This window comes from Desulfonatronum lacustre DSM 10312, from assembly GCF_000519265.1.
In the GTDB taxonomy this organism is placed as follows: Bacteria; Desulfobacterota; Desulfovibrionia; order Desulfovibrionales; family Desulfonatronaceae; genus Desulfonatronum; species Desulfonatronum lacustre.
Genome location: NZ_KI912608.1, coordinates 1,863,420 through 1,884,341, shown reverse-complemented (window position 1 = coordinate 1,884,341; position 20,922 = coordinate 1,863,420). Strand labels below are relative to the sequence as shown.

At 58.8% G+C, this 20,922-nt stretch carries 18 protein-coding genes; 11 read left to right on the top strand and 7 right to left on the bottom strand.

Going from position 1 to position 20,922, the window contains the following annotated elements; all coding sequences use genetic code 11:
- Positions 1-1,085 precede the first annotated feature (1,085 nt).
- Positions 1,086-2,729: an Hsp70 family protein gene (locus DESLA_RS0108800; RefSeq protein ID WP_028572169.1), complete on the bottom strand. Its 1,644-nt coding sequence runs from the start codon at positions 2,727-2,729 to the stop codon at positions 1,086-1,088.
- 342 nt (positions 2,730-3,071) lie between these two features.
- Entirely contained in the window at positions 3,072-4,307 is a 1,236-nt protein-coding gene (locus DESLA_RS0108795; protein ID WP_028572168.1) for a hypothetical protein, read from the bottom strand.
- Positions 4,308-4,374: 67 nt separating this feature from the next.
- On the opposite strand from DESLA_RS0108795, the gene DESLA_RS0108790 reads away from it, so the two are divergent.
- The 3 genes from DESLA_RS0108790 (at position 4,375) to DESLA_RS0108780 (ending at position 5,294) form a co-directional block, all read left to right on the top strand.
- Positions 4,375-4,608, top strand: a complete 234-nt coding sequence (locus DESLA_RS0108790; protein WP_028572167.1) for an addiction module protein — start codon at positions 4,375-4,377, stop codon at positions 4,606-4,608.
- Complete coding sequence (locus DESLA_RS22370; RefSeq protein ID WP_084031980.1) at positions 4,605-4,910, top strand: type II toxin-antitoxin system RelE/ParE family toxin; 306 nt, start codon at positions 4,605-4,607, stop codon at positions 4,908-4,910. Before DESLA_RS0108790 ends, DESLA_RS22370 begins: the two co-directional genes overlap by 4 nt.
- A 162-nt stretch (positions 4,911-5,072) precedes the next feature.
- Complete coding sequence (locus DESLA_RS0108780) at positions 5,073-5,294, top strand: hypothetical protein (protein WP_028572166.1); 222 nt, start codon at positions 5,073-5,075, stop codon at positions 5,292-5,294.
- Positions 5,295-5,386: 92 nt separating this feature from the next.
- On the opposite strand, the gene DESLA_RS0108775 is transcribed toward DESLA_RS0108780, so the two are convergent.
- The gene (locus tag DESLA_RS0108775) at positions 5,387-5,836 is read right to left on the bottom strand and encodes a MarR family winged helix-turn-helix transcriptional regulator (protein ID WP_028572165.1); all 450 of its coding nucleotides are present in this window, start codon (positions 5,834-5,836) and stop codon (positions 5,387-5,389) included.
- A 235-nt stretch (positions 5,837-6,071) separates the two neighbouring features.
- Between DESLA_RS0108775 and DESLA_RS19595 the strand changes: the two genes are divergently transcribed.
- From DESLA_RS19595 to DESLA_RS0108760, 3 genes are read left to right on the top strand one after another with little or no spacing between them, the layout of a single operon-like run.
- Positions 6,072-7,214, top strand: coding sequence for an efflux RND transporter periplasmic adaptor subunit (locus tag DESLA_RS19595; RefSeq protein WP_051434527.1), 1,143 nt, complete (start codon positions 6,072-6,074; stop codon positions 7,212-7,214).
- Entirely contained in the window at positions 7,211-10,240 is a 3,030-nt protein-coding gene (locus DESLA_RS0108765) for an efflux RND transporter permease subunit (protein WP_028572164.1), read from the top strand. The genes DESLA_RS19595 and DESLA_RS0108765 overlap by 4 nt, the downstream gene beginning before the upstream one ends.
- Positions 10,241-10,283: 43 nt before the next feature.
- Positions 10,284-10,697 (top strand): DUF4143 domain-containing protein, encoded by a 414-nt coding sequence (locus tag DESLA_RS0108760; RefSeq protein WP_028572163.1) that lies wholly within the window; start codon positions 10,284-10,286, stop codon positions 10,695-10,697.
- A 283-nt stretch (positions 10,698-10,980) separates the two neighbouring features.
- Here the strand turns inward: DESLA_RS0108760 and DESLA_RS0108755 are convergent, their stop codons facing one another.
- Positions 10,981-11,601 carry an SGNH/GDSL hydrolase family protein gene (locus tag DESLA_RS0108755; RefSeq protein WP_028572162.1) on the bottom strand — a complete coding sequence of 207 codons (621 nt, stop codon included), beginning with the start codon at positions 11,599-11,601 and terminating at the stop codon, positions 10,981-10,983.
- Positions 11,602-11,898: 297 nt separating this feature from the next.
- Here DESLA_RS0108755 and DESLA_RS0108750 point away from each other — a divergent pair, with 297 nt between their 5' ends.
- The 5 genes from DESLA_RS0108750 (at position 11,899) to DESLA_RS0108730 (ending at position 15,967) form a co-directional block, all read left to right on the top strand.
- Positions 11,899-12,207 carry an IscA/HesB family protein gene (locus tag DESLA_RS0108750; RefSeq protein WP_028572161.1) on the top strand — a complete coding sequence of 103 codons (309 nt, stop codon included), beginning with the start codon at positions 11,899-11,901 and terminating at the stop codon, positions 12,205-12,207.
- A 408-nt stretch (positions 12,208-12,615) separates the two neighbouring features.
- Entirely contained in the window at positions 12,616-13,446 is an 831-nt protein-coding gene (locus DESLA_RS0108745; RefSeq protein ID WP_028572160.1) for a phosphate ABC transporter substrate-binding protein, read from the top strand.
- Positions 13,447-13,467: 21 nt separating this feature from the next.
- On the top strand, positions 13,468-14,316 hold the full coding sequence (locus DESLA_RS19590; protein WP_035261590.1) for a PstC family ABC transporter permease: 849 nt from the start codon (positions 13,468-13,470) through the stop codon (positions 14,314-14,316).
- Positions 14,313-15,203, top strand: a complete 891-nt coding sequence (locus tag DESLA_RS0108735; RefSeq protein ID WP_035261587.1) for a PstA family ABC transporter permease — start codon at positions 14,313-14,315, stop codon at positions 15,201-15,203. The genes DESLA_RS19590 and DESLA_RS0108735 overlap by 4 nt, the downstream gene beginning before the upstream one ends.
- 41 nt (positions 15,204-15,244) lie before the next feature.
- Positions 15,245-15,967 carry a phosphate ABC transporter ATP-binding protein gene (locus tag DESLA_RS0108730; RefSeq protein ID WP_245590102.1) on the top strand — a complete coding sequence of 241 codons (723 nt, stop codon included), beginning with the start codon at positions 15,245-15,247 and terminating at the stop codon, positions 15,965-15,967.
- Between the two features lie 311 nt (positions 15,968-16,278).
- Here the strand turns inward: DESLA_RS0108730 and DESLA_RS19585 are convergent, their stop codons facing one another.
- The 3 genes from DESLA_RS19585 to DESLA_RS0108715 all read right to left on the bottom strand — a co-directional run bounded on the left by DESLA_RS19585 (position 16,279) and on the right by DESLA_RS0108715 (position 20,449).
- Entirely contained in the window at positions 16,279-17,391 is a 1,113-nt protein-coding gene (locus tag DESLA_RS19585; RefSeq protein WP_051434526.1) for a (Fe-S)-binding protein, read from the bottom strand.
- Positions 17,392-17,531: 140 nt separating this feature from the next.
- On the bottom strand, positions 17,532-19,232 hold the full coding sequence (locus tag DESLA_RS0108720; protein ID WP_028572157.1) for a nickel-dependent hydrogenase large subunit: 1,701 nt from the start codon (positions 19,230-19,232) through the stop codon (positions 17,532-17,534).
- A gap of 257 nt (positions 19,233-19,489) precedes the next feature.
- Complete coding sequence (locus DESLA_RS0108715) at positions 19,490-20,449, bottom strand: hydrogenase small subunit (protein ID WP_028572156.1); 960 nt, start codon at positions 20,447-20,449, stop codon at positions 19,490-19,492.
- Positions 20,450-20,922 lie beyond the last annotated feature (473 nt).

Below are 20,922 nucleotides of genomic sequence, written 5' to 3'. Positions count from 1 at the left end.
GTTACACTGCGGTTCATGCTGCGGGCATATCCGGCCATACCCCCTTTGCCGACCATATTGGATGCAGTGTTAGCCACAGTACTGGTGAAGGAAGTTGCTTTGGAGATTGGGGCCCCTGTGAGCCATGCACCGACGGTTCCGGCTACACCACCAAGAGCGCTTCCAATGCCTGCACCAATGATGGTGCCTGGGCCTGGAACAATCGAACCAACGATGCCTCCCAGGACACCTCCCAATGTGGCACCACCAGAAGCCATGACCGCACCTACACCTAACCTACTTTCTCCTAGGGTATCAGAAGTGCCCTCGGTCACGGACTCTCCTTTGCCGCTCAAGCCGAACATTCCAATATTGACTGTATCCGAGGAGCCTTTCATATTCTGAATCGTAGCGCGGACTTGGGCGTGAACTGATGAGCCAAGATCGAAGAGGTTCGTGATCATTCCGTCAATCATTGGCAATTGCACCGGTTCGGCAATAACCATAAGACAGTACTCTTCTCCGCGCATGCCCTCGATAAAGCGGTCGATGCCTTGGACATACGGAGCGTCATGCTCTCTTAACCGCAGGGATGGAATGCCGGGAAAAGCCAGAACAAAATCATGTTCGGTTAAGGGAGCGATGATTTGGGCTTCTGTGTCGGGAGTGGAAAGCTGGGTGAACCGGGCGCCAAGAAAATTCCCGTGCATGGTCGCCTCGAGCATTCTAGCGTATTCATGGGTGTTCACAGTGTTCGACCGAATGCTTCGAGCCAGTCCGTAATACAAGGATGCGGTCCGCCCGTCTCCTCGAACAACTGAAATCAGGGTATGCGAATCGTCCTTCATAGCTGCCAGGACGTTCTGCATATGCAGTAAATGTAAGCCCTGCCGGTCACTGCCCTCATGGCTAACCTCGTCCAAACGGATAACGCGCAGATCTGAACTGGAATGGAACTTTTCCGGATCGAAATTGGGATTCATAACCAGTTCAAGTCGCTCTGGATCAACAAAATCTAAGTAACGACGTTCCAGGGCGAATAGTAGGTGCTCGTCAAAGCGTTCAATATATTTTTTCATAATTTTCCCGAAATGAATGAAAAATAATTACCATCTATTGCGTTGAATAAGACGGTCAGCCTCTTTCTCAATTCTATTAGCATCATCTTGAGAAATTTCTGAACTAAACAACAACCACCGTCTTTTACGTAAATCGCGAATCTTTTTTTCAGAATTTGAGTAACCTAATCTGCTTGAAATGTAGTACCACTTATAAGCTTCTAATATGTCTTGTTGTATGCCCTTTCCGTAAAAATATCTTTCAGCTATTTCAAACTGTGCTTCTGCATCGCCTAGTTCAGCATATCGACGTATCTCTTCAACTAGATTTCCACTCTTTATGCTGTTACTACCTCCAATTGCTAGCATAAATAAGAATGCTAATGAAAGAATACCTATACAAATACCAATTTTTCCACGAGTTGCGAGCTGCCCCCAAAAGCTGCTGAGTCGTGATGAAATATGTGAGTTATCTGATCTAACATGCCGTGGAAATTCAGGATTCGTTGAGGATTTTGATCCGCCAAGTGTGGAGGATTGTAAAGAATCGACAACTTTTTCACCCTGAAAAAAACGACCGTAAATTGCCAATCCCTTAGCCACTACTTCTGATGGATCTGGGCTTTGAAAGGAAACGTCGTTGGGAAAAAGTTCATCCAAGGCTTTGCGGACGTAATGCATTCTGGCCGAACCACCAGCCAGGATGGAAAGATTAATGGCCTCTCGCGCTGTATCTGCACGGTTTAGAGCATCATTAACTGGTTCTGAAAAACGATGGATCAATGGCTCGCAACATTTTTCAAAAGTTGGCAAATCCAAATGTAAACGTTTTTGGGCGCGAGTTCCGTACAGATAGACAGTGGATTCAACGTTATTACGTCCATCGTGATACGCAACGGCTAGTTTTTCCTTCAATGTCCTCCCAGCCCGGCGAATGGTAACTACATCGCGAGGGTCCATGGACTGTGGGCTAAGCCCACATTGTACCAAGAGAATGTTGTAGATGGCTTTGTCGAAATCACGGCCACCAAGATTGAGAGCACCACCGATGCCAAGCACTTGTGGCTTTTCATTGGCAACGGTCTTGACCACCACCACGTCAGATGTTCCGCCGCCAAAGTCATAGACCAGAATGGTCTGCTCGTGGTCCACGGAAAGGTCGCCTTTGTAATCGTGATAATAGATGACGCCTAGCGGCTCCTCACACCCATGGACGTTCGGAAAACCAGCTTCTTGGGCCATGTCAATGGTTGTCATTCGCTGTTTTTCATTCCACTCTGCCGGATAACCAATCACGGTAATAATGACTTCATCCGCCAGGGAGGATTCATTGAAGACCAGCTTTTCGATTTTCTCCCGTGCTCGTCGTAAAAACATCAACCCAAGTTGTTGAGGTGTAAAACGCGTTTCAGCCACCTCCGTAGTTGCGGGTTGATCTTGTTCGCTTGTACCGACTTTGGAAATGCCCATCTTGAACTCGTAAAAAGTCCGTTCGGGAGCTTCGTCAATCTTTTCCCATGCTTCTGTTCCAAAAAGTTCAATGCTTCCAGAATCGTCTAGACGCATGATCGTTTCAACAAAAGGCTTCTTATCTATCACTACGATTTCAGGCTCAGATCGTGCTTTTGTGCTCGTCATAGAAAAGACGGTGCGACTCGTACCAAAGTCGATCCCCAGTATTCTAGTGCTCATTTTCAACGCCTCTTCACAACAAGAATTATTTCACCACTCACAGGAGATGCCCCTATGACTCCCCCCAGCAGCTACAGGCTAACTTCAACCAGGATGAATTAGCCGAGAGGATTTGATCAGGTCAAGAAGTACGCTGAATCCGAGTGGGCTTGTCCGACTTTCTGCCAAGCCATAGCACCGGCTTTTATACCTCCTTTTGTTTTCAGATGATCATCGCTCAGTGTCCAAATCCAAATATCCCTTTTTCACCTCTAAAACGATGATAACGTCTGTCTAGAAAGGCAACGTACCAACATGCCGAAAACTGGATCAACAAAGCTCCCGGCCCACCACTCCCCATCATCATCCCCCACGCAATCCAACCTTGAATTCCACCCTCGCCTCCTGAACAGCCGCGAGGATTTCCTGTTTGAAGTCTTCGCGGCTGACGGCTTCTTCGAGCATGAGCAGCATCTTGTCCACGGTTATGCCAGCGACCAGACCGCCGACCACGCCGCCGATCATCATGCCCACGGCGGTGCCCAGGCCAGGAATGACGGAACCGATGGCCGCACCGGCCGCGGCCCCTGTCGCGGCTCCGCCAGCGGAACCTGCTGCCTTGCTTCCAACGGCCTTGGCCAAGGCCTTGGCGGCCAGCTTGAAGACGTTCTTCCCGGCCACCTTTCCCGCGACCTTCTTGACCACCACCCCGGTCACGACACCGGCGGCGGCTCCGCCGCCGATACGGGTGTGGAAGCCGATCACGTCGACATGCATGGACGGATTCAAGACCTCGTTCAGGGAGATTCGGCGCTCCACGCTGACCTTGTCGGCATCCTTCGGAGGGGCGACCCGGTTTTCGTCCATGATCCGTCGGGCTGCTTCGTGGTACACTTGCAACGCCGTCTCGTGTTCCGCCATGGCCTTGCTCAGCGCCAATTCCACGTTTTTGAACGGTTCGCCGGCCAGCAGATTTTCCTCGAGCTTGCGGAGCATGTACTCCTCGATCTGGCCGACCAGCAGGTGCATGATCCGGGCGTATTCTCCGGGCAGGCTGTAGTACCAGTCCAGGTATCCGTCCACGTTGGTTTCCAGGGCGTCGAAGGCCAGATCGACCTGCTCTTCCAGGCGGTCCATGGAGGCTTCCACCGTGCGCAGGGCCTGGAGTTGGGCCTGGTGGAGCCGGTCGATGGTTCCGGGGCGGAAGTACTGTTCGTCGATCTGTTCCAGCCTGGGCACGACCCAGGCTTCGGCGCTCTCTCTGGCCTGGGCCATTTCGTGGGTCAGTTCCGGATTACTCCGGAGCAGGCTTTCCAGGGAGGTGACCGCCGGCAGATAGATGAACAGGGCGACGAAGGTGAACACGGCCACGATGGCGGCATAGCGGCGGGGAGGCACGGGCGGGGGAATCCGGGCCGGTGTGAGCGGGCCGAAGACGCGCCTGAATTCGAGGCCCGTGATGAGCAGGCAGGAGAGCATGGCGCAGGCGTTGAAGAAGACCACCAGGCCGCCCAGCCCCACCAACGCCGCGGCCCAGAGCGTGTCCGATATGACACCCGAAAACGTCCCTGGGGACGCGTCCAACAGGTTCCGAACCATCCCGGTTGCTTCCACTTAAAATGTGGTTTAAGGGATTCAGGGTAAAGTACTCCGCAAGAGGTGAACCATGACGACACATGCGCAGCTAGTTCTTGAGAAGGCCGTGGGGCTGCCCCCCATTGAGAGAGCCGAACTCGTCGAGGGGATTCTCGCGAGCTTTGACTTCCCGGCCCGAGCCGACATCGATGCGGCGTGGGCGCGAGAGGCGGAGGATCGGATTGACGCCTATGAACGGGGCGACATAGCCGCGATTCCGGCATCCCTGGTGTTCGACCGTGTCGAGAAAAAGTACTCCTCGTGAAGGTGGACTTTCTCCAAAGCGCCGATGACGAATTCGCCGAGACGATTGCATACTATAATCGTCAAAGCGAAGGCTTGGGGTTGGAGTTCGTAGCGGAAGTCAAACGGGCTCTGAAGCGCATCCTGCAGTATCCAGCCGCATGGACGCCGTTGTCGAAGCGAACCCGCCGCTGTTGTTTAAATCGTTTCCCGTACGCGTTGCTCTATCAGATCCGGGGCGACGCTATTCTTGTCGTCGCGGTCCAAAATCTGCATAAGCATCCGGATTCCTGGAGGTCGCGACTCAGGACTGAAGAGATTTAGCAAAGGCGAACAACCGGCTTCGATGCGGATAACAGGAACGGAGCAGGTACGAAATTGTCCTTACGGCCGTGTTCTTCACTTCAGACGGCAGTCAGAAGCGGCTTGCCATGAAAAGACCTCCCAGGTTAATTTTGCCGTGTAAAATTAACCTGGGAGGTCTTTGTGTACCAGCGTGAACTGATGCTGCCCATGGGGGAGCAGAGCTGTTTTCTTTTTGGCCCCCGGCAAACGGGCAAGACGACCTACATGGCCACCGTGCCTGGAGATCGACCGCGATTCGACGTCAATCTGCTCTCCACCGACATCTTCCTCAAGTACAGCCGCGACCCCTCTCTGTTCCGCCGGGAACTCGAATTCTGGCTGGTGGGGGCAAGCTGCACATAGCATGAACCCTGAAAGAAGAGTGAAGGCTTTTTGCAGAAGCAGACGGACTCGTCAGAGTCGACCGATCCTAACTCATAAGGATTGCCTGGTCTTCAGCTCGCCCGACTTTCAAGCATGCGCAGAAGCAATTCCTGAAGAAGCTGCTGATCCGACGCGCCGAGCCCTTCGATGATCGGCGCCAGCGCCTGTTGACCCTGGGCACGCACCCGCTTTACGAGCTCGACCCCATCGCTCGTCAGAAAAACATCTGTCGCTCTTCCATCCTCTTCATTCGGTGCACGCGCCACCAGCCCCCGCTTTTCCGCTCGGGCGATCAGTCCCGACATCGTCTGCTTCTCCAGACCGAGGTAGTCTGCGAGTTCGGCCATGCGTGGGCGCCGATCCCACAGAATTCCTAGGACACGAATCAGCGAGAGGGACAAGTCGTTTTCGGCGCCAATCTTGTTGACGACGGCCATCGTGACAAAGGCGCTCGTCATAAGTGCGTCGGCCAGTTCCTCGCTGGATGGGGGGGCTTGCTTCAGGGATATTTCCTTTTTCATCGCAATTCTTCTTGACATGGTTCGTAATGCGAGTCAATAATAGGTTCGCAATGCGAATTATTTGGTCCCGACCACAAAAGAAGAGCCCCATGATAGCCAAAGCCGAGAGCCGCGAGTGCGTGCCTGCCACGCACGACGACCTGTTAACCGCGCGGGTAAACCCCGCACGGGCCTGGATCCGCCTGTACCGAAGTCTCGGCGATGGCTGGAGCGCCACGCCGAGTCCCACCGAGCAATGGGCATTCCAGCTATGAAACGTCACCTCGTCCCTGTCTTCTTCATCGTTGTCCTTTCCGCCGCCTGTGCCGCGCTGTTTGTCGCCATGCGCAGCGCCGTCCCTTCTTCCTCCTCGCCCACCGCAGTCGCACCGGCGCTGACAGTCAAGCACACCTTTGCCACGGCGCAGCGGTGGCCGCAAACCCTGCACGCCGTCGGCAGCGTTGCCGCCTGGCAGGAGGTCGTCATCGGCGCGGAAATCGGCGGGCAACGCCTGTCACACCTGCTGGTCGACCTCGGCGATCGGGTGGAGAAGGGACAGCTTCTGGCGCAACTCAGCCCCGGCACGCTTGAAGCTGATTTGAACGCCAGCCGTGCGGCGCTTCAGGAGGCCGAGGTCAATGCCGCAGAGGCGCAGCGTGCCGCCGATCGTGCCCAGGCGTTGCAGCGCACCAAGGTCTTGTCTGAGCAGGCCCTCGACCAGGCCTTGTCCGCTGCCGACGCGGCACACGCTCGCTTGGCCGCGGCCCGCGCACGCGTGCAGGCGGACTCGCTGCGTCTGACGTATACTGAGGTGCGCGCACCGGACGAGGGGGTGATCAGCGTCAGACCTGCCGTCGAAGGCGCGCTCGTGCAGGCCGGGGCTGAACTCATGCGCTTGCAGCGCCAGGGCCGGTTGGAGTGGCGTGCCGAGCTACCCGGGCCGGAACTCGCACAGGTGGCGCTTGGTCAGCCCGTTCGCATGGCGCTCGGTGGCGCGCAGATCGTTGAAGGCCGCGTGCGCAGGGTTTCGCCGCAGGTTGATCCGCACACGCGCACCGGCATCGTGTACGTGGACCTTGAGCCTTCCGCGCAGGCGCGCGCAGGGCTGTTCGCGCGCGGCGAATTTCTGCTGGCAGAGCATACGGTGCTGACGCTGCCGGAAACCGCCGTTTTGCTGCGTGACGGATTCAGCTATGTCTTCCGCATCGAAGGTAGCCAGGTGCGGCAGCAGAAGGTGACGGTGGGCGTCCGGCGTGGTGACCGGGTGGAGATCCGCGAGGGGCTCGACGCCGGTACGCCGGTCGTCGAGTCCGGTGTGGGCTTCCTGTCGGATGGCGTGACGGTGCGCCTCGCGACCGCAGGCCCGAATGCATATCCCTCGCTGAAGGAACGGCCATGAACGTCTCCGCCTGGTCGATCCACCACCCGGTCCCAGCCATCCTGCTGTTCGCCATGCTCACGGTGGCAGGCCTCTTCGCATTCCATGGCGCCAAGATCCAGCACTTCCCGGACGTGGATCTGCCCATGGTGACCGTTGTGGCCAGTTTACCCGGCACGGCCCCGGCCCAGATGGAAACCGAGGTGGCGCGCAAGCTGGAAAACGCAATGGCCACCATGAAGGGGCTGCGGCACCTGCACACCGTGGTGCAGGACGGTGTGGCCACTATATCGGCCGAGTTCCGCCTGGAGAAGCCGCCCCAGGAAGCCCTGGACGACACCCGTGCCGCCGTGGCCCGGGTGCGGGCCGATCTGCCCGCCGCCTTGCGCGATCCCGTCATCAGCAGGATCGAGTTCAAGAACGAGGCGATCCTGACCTACACAGTGGCATCATCGCGCATGGACGAGGAAGCCTTGTCGTGGTTCGTGGAAGACCAGATCACCCGGCGTCTGCTCGCCGTGCCCGGCGTCGGCGCGATCATCCGTGTGGGCGGCGCGAGCCGGGAAGTGCGCGTGGAACTGGACCCGGACCGGCTGCTGGCATTGCGCCTGAATGCCGCCGATATCTCGCGTCGGCTCGCCCAGGTGCAGCGCGAGGCCCCGGGCGGCCGTGCCCGACTGGGCAGCGGCGAACAGACGGTGCGTACCGTCGGCACGGTGCCCTCGGCCGAAGCGCTGGCGGCGATGGAGATCCCCCTGCCTAACGGCCGCAGCGTGCGCCTGGATCAGGTGGCCACGGTGAGCGACACACTGGCCGAGCGCCGCAGCGGGGCCTTCCTCGACGGCAAGCCGGTGGTCGGCTTCGAGGTCTTTCGCGCCACCGGCGCCAGCGACCTGGACGTGGCCCATGGCGTGCGCCGGGCGCTTGCCGAGTTGCGCAAGGAACGCCCCGACCTCGAACTTACCGAGGCCGTCAACACCATTGACCAGGTCTTGGAGAACTACCGGGGCAGCCTGTCGCTGCTCATCGAAGGTTCCTTGCTCGCGGTCCTGGTGGTGGGGCTCTTTCTGCGCAACCTGCGCGCCACCCTTATCTGCGCGGCGGCCTTGCCTCTGTCCATCATCCCCACCTTCCTGTTCATGCAATTCACGCTGAACATCATCACCCTGCTGGCCCTGTCGTTGGTGATCGGCCTCCTGGTGGACGATGCCATCGTCGAGATCGAGAACATCATGCGCCATATGGGGCGGGGCAAGGAACCCCTTGCGGCGGCGCGCGAGGCGGCCGACGAGATCGGACTGGCGGTAATCGCCACCACCTTCACCCTGATCGCCGTTTTCCTGCCCACTGCCTTCATGCAAGGCCTGGCCGGCAAGTTCTTCGTGCAGTTCGGCTGGACGGCCTCCATCGCCGTGCTTATCTCGCTGGCCGTGGCACGGTTGCTCACGCCGATGATGGCAGCCTACCTGCTGAAGAAACCGACCCAGCCCCATGCCGAGCCCTTCTGGATGCCAGCGTACCTGAAGGCCGCCCGCTGGGCGTTCACACACAAGTGCGCCACGCTGGCGATCACGGCGGCCTTTGGTCTTGCCAGTGGCATACCCTTGCTCACGGGCGCCATCAAGGGTGACTTCATGCCGCCGAGCGACCTGAGCCAGACCCGGATCAGCGTCGAGTTGCCGCCGGGGAGCACCTACGCGCAAACACGGACTATCGCCGATGAGGCGCGCGCCATCACGGCAGCGCACCCGCATGTGAAGCAGATATACACCGCCATCGGCGGGGGCAGTGCAGGAGACAACCCCATGAGCGGTGTCGCCGAGTCCCGCACGGCCCAGCTGACGCTGAACCTGACGCCACGCAAGGAACGCCCGGGCGTAAGCCAGCAGGACATCGAGCGCGAGCTGCGCACGAGCCTGCACGCGGTGGCCGGTGCACGCATCAAGATGGCTGCGGGCGAAAGCTACATCCTGGTGCTCTCCGGCGAGGACAGCGAGCTGCTCGCGCAGCATGCGGCCACGGTGGGGCAGGAACTGCGCGGACTAGCGGGGATCGGCCAAGTGACCAGCAGCGCGGGCCTGCAGCGGCCCGAGCTGATCGTGCGCCCGGACACCGCGCGCGCTGCAGACCTGGGGGTGAGCACCGACGCCATCGCGGAAACCGTGCGCGTGGCCACACAAGGCGACTACGACCAGTTCCTGCCCAAGCTGAACCTCGGCCAGCGCCAGGTGCCGATCGTCGTGCGGCTGCCCGACGAAGCCACGCAGGATCTCGAACTGCTGCGCCAGCTCACGGTGCCGGGCGCGCGGGGCCCGGTGCCGCTGCGCGACATAGCGGACATTGAGATCACCAGCGGCCCGGCGCAAATCAACCGACTCGACCGCTTGCGCAACGTGAACTTCGAAATCGAACTCGACGGCCAGGCCCTGGGCGACGTGCAGCGGCGCGCCAACGCGCTGCACAGCCTGTCCCACCTGCCGCAGGGCCTGGTAAAGCACGACATCGGCCAGGCGGAAACGTCCAACGAACTTGGCCGGAGTTTCCTGCTGGCAATGGGCACGGGCGTGGCCTGCATCTACATCGTGCTGGTGCTGCTGTTCCACGCCTGGGCGCAGCCGGCGACAATCCTCGGGGCGTTGCTGTTGTCCATTCCGGGGACGATCCTGGCGCTGTTCCTGACCAGTACCCACCTCAGCATGCCCGCCATGATCGGGATGGTCATGCTGATGGGCATCGCCACCAAGAACTCCATCCTGCTGGTTGAGTACGCCATCATGGCACAACGCGACCACGGGTTGCCCAGGCTCGATGCACTGCTCGACGCCTGCCGCAAGCGCGCACGCCCCATCGTGATGACCTCGCTGGCCATGGGCGCCGGGATGCTGCCCATTGCCCTGGGCTTCGGCGCCGACCCGAGCTTCCGCGCGCCGATGGCCATCGTCGTGATCGGTGGCCTCATCACCTCGACCTTCCTGAGCCTGCTGGTAATTCCTGTATTCTATGAAGTTGTTGACGACCTCGTCCAGCGCTTCGCGCCGAGACGATGACCGCTGCACCCCTACCCCAAAAGCGCCCGCAAGCGCCTGGACCATGCATCCGATCTACCACCTGTTTGACCTCGGCGTGATCAATACGCTGTGCGGACGTATGGGAGAAGCGCCGCAACGGGGCACGACCGTTTACGGAAGGCTTTTCGAGCAGTTCGTCATCCTGGAACTGAAGCGGCTGTTGTCCTATCGGGAAAAGGACTGGCCGGTGCATTACTGGCGTACGGCGCATGGAGCGGAAGTGGACATCGTGCTGGAGACGGAACGTGAACTGTGGGCCGTGGAAATCAAAAGCAGCCAGACCATTCGCGCATCCGAGCTGCGCGGGTTGGCCTCGTTTGCAGCCGAACACCCTCACGCTAAAACCTTCTGCGTTGGGGAGATGGACCGGGCATACCGCATCGGATCGACGCTCTGCCTGCCCTGGCGCGATTTTTTTGGACTCATCGAAGCATGAATCTTATACCAATTCTACTTCGGCGATGCGTTTTTCGCTTGAGAAATGCAGTTATCGGGGTCGGCGTCGGTATCGGTATCGGGATCGATACTGTTTATTCCCAATAATTCGACCCCGATGCCGATACCGATACCGAAAGAGAAGCTTCGAATTGGAAATGGTATTGAGATCCTGGGAACAACCTTTCCGGCCAAGGAGCCCTGGCCCTTCCGAGAAGGAAACCGATCACGTCGACATGCAAGAACTACAGGCCATGGTACGGCGGCCACTCAGGCCTGCCACATTAGCCGGCCGGTTCGTTTCCGACCTTCAGGCCGGGAGCATCGCACAGTCCGCGAAAAATATCCCGGAGCGTGTTCTGGTCGATGAATTCATGGAGGGGGCGTTCATAGTAGTCGTCGTCCGCGTATGACGAGCCCAATGCTCTGGATGTTTCGGGCGCTCCGGACGCGTTTTGGTGGTCGTTTAGGTGGTCGCTCAGATGGCCTTTCAGGTGGCCTTTCAGATGGCCGTTCCGATGGTCGTTCAGGTGGCCTTTCGGGCCCGATGCAGCTCCGGGGACGATTTCCCCTCCGGAGACATCCAGCTTGAGCCCGGAGTTGTTTTTGATCCAGGTGTCGGTTTCATCGTGGGTTCCCAGGAACAGGAAGACGAAGTCTCCCTCATGCTTGGCCAGGACCAGCCGATGCCCTCCGGCGAGGTTGAATTTCCAGCAGTTTTCCATTCTGGCCTCGCCGTTGGTGGTCAACTTCCGGGCAACATTGGGGTCCAAGCGACCGCTGTCGGCCAGGTCCTGGATAATTGTCTGGGCCTGCCTGGCCGCTCCCCCGGCTTTACCTCCGGATTTGAGCATTCTGGCTGTTTTCTTGGAAAACTGGGCAGGGTCGGCGATGATCACGGCCATGGAAAACCTCCGAGCATTCGGTGTCGGTGCGGTGGAAACAGTCATGTGTTCACGGAACCGGATTCTTTTATCGCATCTTTGAGCTTGCTGTCTAATTTGAAAGACAAATGAATGCTTCTTCGGAAGATTGTCTTTTTCGATGCACGGGGCGAAACGGTTGCCCTCATCAATTGGAACGGCAAATGCTCTTGCGGCAATACAATATAGGGAGGCTATTTGACTTTTCGAGTTCTTGTTCTTACCCGATGTTATGCACGTCTCACAAAAGCAAACACTTAACCCAAGAGGACCACAAACATGATTGAAATCACCCCTTCCGTGAAGGAACAACTGGACAGCCACTTTCAAGGCAAGGAGCAATCCCCGATTCGGGTTTTTCTGGCCGCCGGATGCGGTGGAGAACGGCTCTCCCTGGCTTTGGACACGGAGCAGGAGACGGACCTGGTGCAGGAACTCAGCGGCTATACCTTTCTCATCGACAAGGAATTGAGCCAAAAAGCCGGAGCTATCAAGATCGACATGACGCCGTACGGATTCGCCGTCTCCTCCGAGGTTCAGGTGGGTGGTGGAGGTGGTGGGTGCGGGGGAAGTTGTTCGTCTTGTTGACGGACTGATTCCTATCCGTCCCGGAGTTGGCTTTTGTCGGCACGGGTACCGGACGGTAACAAGGCACGGCTTGAGTCGTGCCTTTTTTTTGAACTCAATTTTCTTTCCGAGCGTCACGCATTGGCTGTCAGCCAAGTGCTTCGGGTGAGTTCCTCGGTTTGGCGAAAGCTTTGCTCCACCATGTACGCTTGCCAAGAACAACAGGATCGGATCTCTCAAGAAAAGCATACCCATTCAATCGAATCTGGAACCTTTTAAGCAAATCGGCATATCGAAAAAATCAATGAGAAAGTTTGTTTTAGATAGATGATACGTATTTGACCTGCCTGGAAAATATCCTGTAGGCGACTGCGTGAATGAAAATCCGTTCTCTTCCCCAACCCTTAATCCTAAAATGGAGAAATCCTCATGTTTACCACACACAGCAAAGTTCTTGTTCTGACTCTGGCTCTGATCCTGCTCGCTTCGCCGGTCCTGGCCGGGAACCTGGACAGGTTTGCCGGGATGGAGGGCTCGCTGGACATCGCCGGAGGTACGGCGCACATCCCGGTGATGAACGAGGCGGCCAAGCGAATCATGACGGCCAATCCCAAGGTCCGAATCACCGTGGCCGGCGGGGGTACGGGGATCGGCGTGCAAAAAGCCGGTGAAGGGCTGGTGGACATCGGCAACACCGGTCGCCCCCTGTCCGACGAGGAAGTGGACAGGTACGGCCTGCGCTCGTTTGCCTTCGCCATTGACGGCGTGGCGCCCGTGGTTCATCCGGGTAACCCGGTCGGGAATCTTTCCGCCCAACAGATCAGGGACATCTTCGCCGGGCGGATCACGCGCTGGAATGAGGTGAACGGAAACGATGCGGCCATTCACGTCTACGGTCGCGAGGAGGCCAGCGGGACCCATGAAGTGTTCTGGGGCAAGCTGTTGAAGAAGGAAGCCGTGGTGGGCACGGCGAACATCATTCAGTCCAACGGAGCCATGAAAGTGGCCGTCTCTCAGGACGTCAACGCCATCGGGTATATGAGCATCGGCCACATCGACGACAACGTGAAACCGCTGGCCGTGGACGGGGTTGTCCCTTCTCAGGAAACGGCTATTGACGGCAGCTATCCGGTGATTCGACACCTGTTTATGAACACCAAGGGCGAGCCTGATGGCCTGACCAAGGCGTTCATCGACTACGTCCTGAGCGAGGATGGGGCCGATATTGTTCGCGCTTCCGGCTACATCCCGCTGAAGTAATTCCAGGCAATTTTTCCCGCCATGCTTTCCGAATCCTGGATTCGGCGCGTCCTGTGCGCCGCCGCGTTGACGTCCACCGCGGCGGCCTTCTGCATCCTGCTGGTTCTGGTCTATCTTGTGTTGCCGCTGTTCATTTCGGGCGAACTGGGCGCGGTTCTTTCCTGGCAGTGGCTGCCGTTTCAAGGCAAATTCGGCATCTTGCCGATGGTCACGGGCTCCCTGCTCCTCTCATTGGGGGCCTTGGCTCTTGCCACGCCCTTGGCCGTGGGCGTTTCCTGCTTCGTCCAGGTGCTGGCTCCCGGACGAATCAAAGGCCTTTGTCTGGCCATGATCCACTACATGACCAGCATCCCCACGGTGATCTATGGCTTTGTCTCGATTTTTCTCCTGGTCCCGTTGATGCGCCAATGGTTTGATCGGGGCACCGGCTTTTCCCTGCTTACGGCCATGGTTGCCCTGACGTTGCTCATCCTACCGACCATCGTCCTTGTCTTTCATGCCACATTGCGCGAAGTGGACCGTGCGGCCCGGATCACGTGCGCCTCGCTGGGTTTTTCCAGACCCTCCTATATCCGTCACGTTCTGCTCCCCTTGTCCCGGCGCGGCCTGCTGGCCGCGATGATCCTCGGCTTCGGCAGGGCCGTGGGCGACACTCTGATCTCCTTGATGCTGGCCGGCAACGCCCCCATGGTCCCCGGCTCTCCCCTGGACTCCATCCGTACCCTCACCGCGCACATCGCCCTCGTCGTGGCCACGGACAGTCAAAGCACGTTCTATCATTCGGTGTTCGCCTCCGCCCTGATTCTTTTCCTGATCATGATCCTGATCAACCTGGCCTTGCGCGGGCTGGGTCGCTCCTTCTCCCCATGACGCCCAGAACGCGACGCAGGCTTGCCGACAAGGCCACCGTGGTCTTTTGCTGGGCAGCCGCACTCGGTACGGGCGTGGCGGTTCTAGCCGTGATGGGTTTCCTCCTCTACCGGGGCGCCGGAGTCTTAGGGCCGGAGCTGTTCTTCGGACAGACCCATTGGTGGGAGGCCCTGACCGGAGCCCGGCCGGTTTTTGACGGTCTTTGGTCCGCTCTGGCCGGAACCTTGCTCCTGGTGGTGCTGTCCTGCGCCATGGCCGTGCCCGTGGGCATTGCCGGCGGCATTTACCTTGCCGAGTACGCCGCGCCGCGCTTTCAGGGCGTGGCCGGGTTTGCCGTGGATCTGATGGCCGGCATTCCGTCCATTGTCATGGGCCTGTTCGGATTCAGCATGATCGTGGTCCTGCGGCATACCTTCGCCCCCCAGGCCAAGACCTGCCTGCTGCTGGCCGCGGTCTGCATCGCCCTGCTGATCCTGCCCTACCTGGTCCGGACCACGCAGAACGCCTTGTCAGGGTTGCCGGAGCACCTGCGTCTGCTGGGACCCAGCCTTGGATTCACCACGTGGCAGAATATTCGCCATGTTCTGCTACCTTCGGCCGGACGGGGCGTCCTCGGCGGCGTCATCCTGGCCATGGGCCGGGCCGCCGAAGACACCGCCGTGATCCTGCTCACCGGGGTAGTGGCCCAGGCATTTCTGCCCCGCAGCCTGTGGGACAAATTCGAGGCCCTGCCCTTTCGCATTTATTATCTGGCCGCGGAACATCGCTCCACGGCTGAACTGGACCAAGCCTTCGGCACGGCCTTGGTCCTGCTGACGCTCACGGGGCTGTTATTCTGTCTGGCCTTTGCCGTACAAAGAACCATGGAAGAGCGATGGAAAGCGTAAAAAAAACTTCCGAATCTGTTCTGGAAATTAATGACTTGACTGTGCGTTTCGGCGACCAGACCGTTCTGGAGCGGATCAATCTCAGCATCCGTCCCGGTGAGTTGGTCATGGCCGTGGGGCCGTCCGGTTCCGGCAAGACGACGCTGCTGCGGGCCGTGAATCGGCTGAACGAGGAATTTCCCCTGTGCGAGACCAGCGGGCGGGTCCGTATTCATCTGCAAGAGCGCTGGCTGGACTGCTACGCCAAGGACACATCCCTGCCCGAACTGCGCCTACGCATGGGTATGGTTTTCCAGCACCCCAACGTACTGCCCTTTTCCATCTATAAAAATCTGGCCCTGCCCCTGCGCGTATCCCTGGGGCTGGACAAGACAATGGTGGAGCAGCGCGTCAGACAGGCTCTGAAGAATGTCTGGTTGTGGGACGAGATCAAGGATCGCCTGCACGATAACGCTCTGAATCTATCGGGCGGGCAGCAACAGCGGCTTTGCCTGGCAAGGGTGCTGGCCCTGGAACCGACCATTCTGCTTTTGGACGAACCGACCGCCTCTCTGGATTTCAAGGCCACCCGGAAAATCGAAGCGTTGTTCCAGGATTTGAAAAATCGCTACGCCATCCTCGCCGTGACCCACAGCCTGGGACAAATGCGTCGTTTGGCGGACCGGGCGGTGGTGCTGCGCAACGGGAAACGGGTTTCCGAGTTATCCCGGATTGACCTCGATAACCAGGAAAGTTGCCGACGCATCATGGAGGAAACATTCTAAGGCAGCATTGATTGGGGCCGGGCTAGAACATTTGATGTCTTGCTTTGTCTTTCTCATGTACGGACCGCAAGAATGCGGGACGACGAAGCCTGCCCACTTCCGCAGGGTCGCCGCCAGGCGCAGATCCATGGCGTCTCAAACGTATCGGCAGACACGTCGCAACAGCCAAGGTTTGTGGGCCACCTCCTTCCTCCTGCATCAGGGCGATGCCTACTTTACGTCACTAGCAAACACAGCATAGCCACATGCGGTGATCATAAGCCGCTTAAGCAATGTTCGGCATTGTCTCAACCTAGCCGGAGGAATTCGTCTCAAGACAAGCGCTTCAGCTGTCGTTTCAGCAGCAAGCGGTTCAGGTAGGTGATAGGGGCCTTGGCCATCATGTTCTTTCCGGTCAGGGCGCGCTCCGGCTCGAACAGCACGTCTCCCAGATGGCTTGTGGGCGCGGCGCGGTTCAGGAAACCGGCGCAACCGGCGCAGTAGGTAATGATCCGGTCGCCTTGGGCCTGGGTGCGTCGTTTTTCGACCCAGGTCGCGGCCAGAGTGGGATTTCTGAATCCCACGGCTCCGCCTTCCCCGCAGCACAACGTCCGTGTACCGCTGTCCTCCATTTCCCGAATATCAAAGCCCCGGGCCGCCAAAAGCGAGCGCACGGCTTGGTGGACTCCGGGCTGATCCCTCAGAGGGCAGGGGTCGTGAACCGTGACTTGAGCTGTTGTGGAGAGTGACACCGTTGCGCTCTCTTTCGTCATCCGGGCTTGTTTTTGGGCCATGACTTCGTACACGGTTGTGACCGTCAGCCCCTCCCCGTACTTCCTGAAGACCTTGTGGCAGTTGGGGCAGGCCACGATGACCCGTTCCACGCCCAAAGCCAGGAGGCGATCCCGGATGCTCCGGAATTGCTCGAAAAAAAAGGATTGCCGTCCCAGATCGTGGGACGGCTTGTGGCAGCAGTCCAGAACCATGGTCGTCTCCGGCTCAAGTTCGCGCAAGGTCTCGAAGAAACGCCATGTGACTCGGGGACGGGTGCCGGGAAGGGTGCAGCCCGGAAAGAATACTGTTTTGGCGGGCGTGGAGGGATACCAGGCAAAGAGACTGGAATGGCCGCGCTTTTCGTAGCCGAGCAGTGGCGCATAGGGCTTGAAGTCCACCAAACCCTGGTTCGCGGCCAGGCGACGCAGGGCCAGGAACAGGTCGCCCGGAGCGAGTTCTTCCGGGCAAACCGCGGCGCAAAGGTTGCACAGACTGCATTCGTACGGATCGACGGTGCGTTCCCCGGTCAGCACCCGGCGGGCAATATCCCCGGGCATACCGTACTTGGTCAAAAAGGCGCACCGGCGGACACAGGTCCCGCACCGGGTACAGGCTTCGTTGATGTGTCTGGCGACTTCAGGCGGATGCATTACCTGGGGATTTTTCGGCATCGTAGGGTTCCGTCCGCGGGTTGGACTTCCATAAAGACGGAGAGCGAAGGACCATGAAGACCGCTTCGCTCTCCGTGAATCACTCACCTTGTACTCTCCGAGCGCTTACCTTTTCGGTAGGCGTCTCGGCAAGGCAAGGATTAGAGGATCTTGAACTCGTGGACCTGATTGGTCTTGGAGTCGATGACGTGGACGCCGCAGGCGATGCAGGGGTCAAAGGAGTGCACGGTGCGCAGCAGTTCCACAGGGCGTTTGGGGTCGGCAATGGGGGTGTTGATCAGCGCTTCTTCCACCGGGCCCAGCTTGCCCTTGTCGCAGCGCGGCCCCAGGTTCCAGGTGGAGGGGACCACGAGTTGGAAGTTCTCGATCTTGCCGCCCTTGATTTTGATCCAGTGGCTCAACGCGCCGCGGGGGGCGTCGCAATAGCCGACACCTTCGGCCTCGTCCGGCATCTCGTGATTCTCGGCGATTTTGGTGTCGCCCCTCTTCACGTTTTCCGCCAGTTCGTCCAGCCAATCCTCGGTCTTTTGGACGACGGTCAGGGCATGGATGCCCCGGGCCGCGGTCCGGCCCAGAGTGGAGTGCAGGGCGTCGGCGCCCACGCCGAGATGGTTCAGCACCAGGTCCACGGCCGCCTTCACCTCGGGCTGACCCTTGGCATAGGCCACCAGCACCTGAGCCAGCGGGCCCACTTCCATGGATTCGTCCTGGTACCGGGGGGCCTTCATCCAGGAATAGCGCTCCTTGTCGTCCAGGCTGGTGTACTTGGGTTCGGTCACGCCTTCGTAGGGATGCCGGGCTTCAGTGCCTTCGTACCAGCTGGCGGCCACGTGTTCGTAGATGGCCGCGGGATCGAAATCTTTCACGTTGGTCAGGTCGCGGTTCATGATCACGCCCTGGGGATACCAGCGGGAGTTGATGTCCTTCTCCACCTGGGGGTACTCGCCAAATGCCAGGTAGTTGGTACAGCCGCCGATCCCGGCCCAATCCTTGTAATAGGAGGCCACGGCCAGCAGATCCGGGATGTACACCTGTTCGATGAAATCGCGGGTTTCCTTGTACAGGGCGCGGTATTCCTCGATGCGCTCGGGACGCAGGGCATCGTAGCACGTTACGCCGCCGCTGATGGTGAACTGGGTGTGGGGGACCTTGCCGCCGAAAATGGCCATGGCGCGGGAGCCCTTGATCTGCAGGCGCAGGGCTTCCAGGTAATGGGCCGTGGCGATCAGGTTGACCTCCGGCGGCAGGTAGTAGGCCGGATGACCGCCCAGGAAGGCGGCGTTGGTGAAAATGCCCAACTGGCCCTGGTTCACGAAGGCGGTCAGCTTGTCCTGAACGGCCTTCAAGTCCTCGGCGCTGGTCGGCCGGGGGGAGATGTTGCCGGCGATCTTGGCCGCCTTGGCCGGGTCGGCCTGCAAGGCGCTGGTCACGTCCACCCAGTCCAGGGCATGCAGCACGTAGAAATGGATCAGATGGTCGATCCATGTCTGGGAGGCCATCACCAAGTTGCGGACAAGCCGGGCGTTCTCGGGAATGTTGACGCCCACGGCATCGTCCAGACACCGGGTGGACGCCAGGGCGTGGGTGTAGGTGCAGACCCCGCAGGCCCGCTGGGTGAAGTGCTGGGCGTCGCGCGGGTCGCGGCCCTTGAGGATGGTTTCCAGGCCGCGGTAGAGTTGGGAGCTGGACCAGGCGTTCTTGACCTTGCCGTTGTCCACTTCCACTTCCAGGCGCAGGTGACCCTCGATCCTGGTCAACGGATCAACAATTACGGGGCCGGAATAGTTGCTTTGCGGGGTGACCGGGATGACCGGCGCACCTTGGGGCTTACAGCCAGACATAATCTCTCCTCCTTCGAATTATTGGCAATGTGAGTGTTGAAAAAGTCCTTTGTCGGCAGTTCGTTCAAAAACCCCAAGTGCAAGGAGCAAGAAAAGCTACCGGACACGTCCTGTGTCCGGCCCTCACGGGCTGTGGCTTCGCCACATTTTCGATTTGCCGTCCTGGCAATCGAATCAAGGTCGAAGCGTAGTTATTGATACGTGAGAGTTTGAACTTTTTGCAGCGACGCAGCAATTGGGAGTTTTTCAACGGACTGCTAAACCGGTTTGTAGAACGGGCTCAGCTGATCCCAAAACTTCGGCTCGCTGCAGCCGATGCAGGGGTGACCGGCCTGCACGGGCCAGTTGGTTTCGTTGAACTTGACCTTGGGACAGTTGTTGTAGGTGTCCGGCCCTTTGCAGCCGACCTCGTACAGACACCAGCCTTTTCTGGCCTCCTCGGAGTCGAAGGACGGGGCGAATTCGTAGTTGAAGAAGTGATCCAACCGTTCGCAGAGTTCATGGACCGACTCGCCGTAGAACATCTTCGGACGATTGAGGCGATCCAGCTCCGGCATGCCCTTGGTCAGCAGATGCACCACGGTCCCGACGAAGTTGTAGGGACTGGGGGGGCAGCCCGCGATGTTGATGGCCCGGGTCGGCAGTCCGAGGTGTTCCATCAGTTCGTTCACGCCCATGGCTTGCGTGGGGTTGGGGTCCGCGGCCTGTACGCCGCCGAAGGTCGCGCAGGCTCCGATGGCGATGACGGCCTGGGCCTTGGGCAGGTATTTTTTTGCCATATCCAGCATGGTGTGTCCGCCGACCATCCCATAGACGCCGTTGTCCTTCGTCGGAATGGCGCCTTCCACCACGGCGATGAACCCGTGGGGCGAGGTGATGGCCTGTTCCAGGGCTGCTTCAGCCGAATCGCCGGCCGCGGCCATCAGGGTTTCGTGATAGTCCAGGGAAATGGTGTCCAGGATCAGTTCATCGATGTACGGGTTGACGGTGCGCACCACGGCCATGGAGCAACCGGTGCATTCGGCGAAATGGAAGTACACCACGGACGGACGGCGCGGATCGGTGAGCGCGGCCGCGACCTGTTTGGCGAATGAGGCCTCCATGCCCATGGCCGCGGCTACCGCGGCGCAGAACTTCATGAAATCGCGACGATTGACGCCACGACACGCAAGCCGTTTTTCGGCGTCGTCCTTGGCCAAGCCAACACTGAATTTCATAACCCACCTCCGTTTAGATTGTTCATCTCCAGGGCCTGTTGCGATATCGAGCCGTACGGGACCAACGGACCAGCCTGGGCCCATGATGGCTTATCCCAGAAAAGTTCAAATTCTCACGTATAAATAACTACTTTCATGCTTTGAATTTTTCTTGCTCCCTGCACTGAGGTTGCGGGTCCGGGAGGGGCTTTTCGCGGCGTTGATGAAGACACGCAGTGACACGCTTCACGGTTTCATTGCCGAAAGCTCGTCACTGTATGAAATTCGTAGCAAAAAAGAATTATCCCGACACCCTAAGCTTATGGTGCTTCTTAAACCGATTCCGGGGAATAATGTCAAATAGGTAAAATGAATCACACGAGGCGGTTTTGATAGACAGGAAAAGAATCAGTTGCCGTTCAGGCCAGTTTCAGAAATACTGAAACAACAAACCCTGCGACCCTCTTCCGTTCAAAATGGTTTTCCGACTCTCC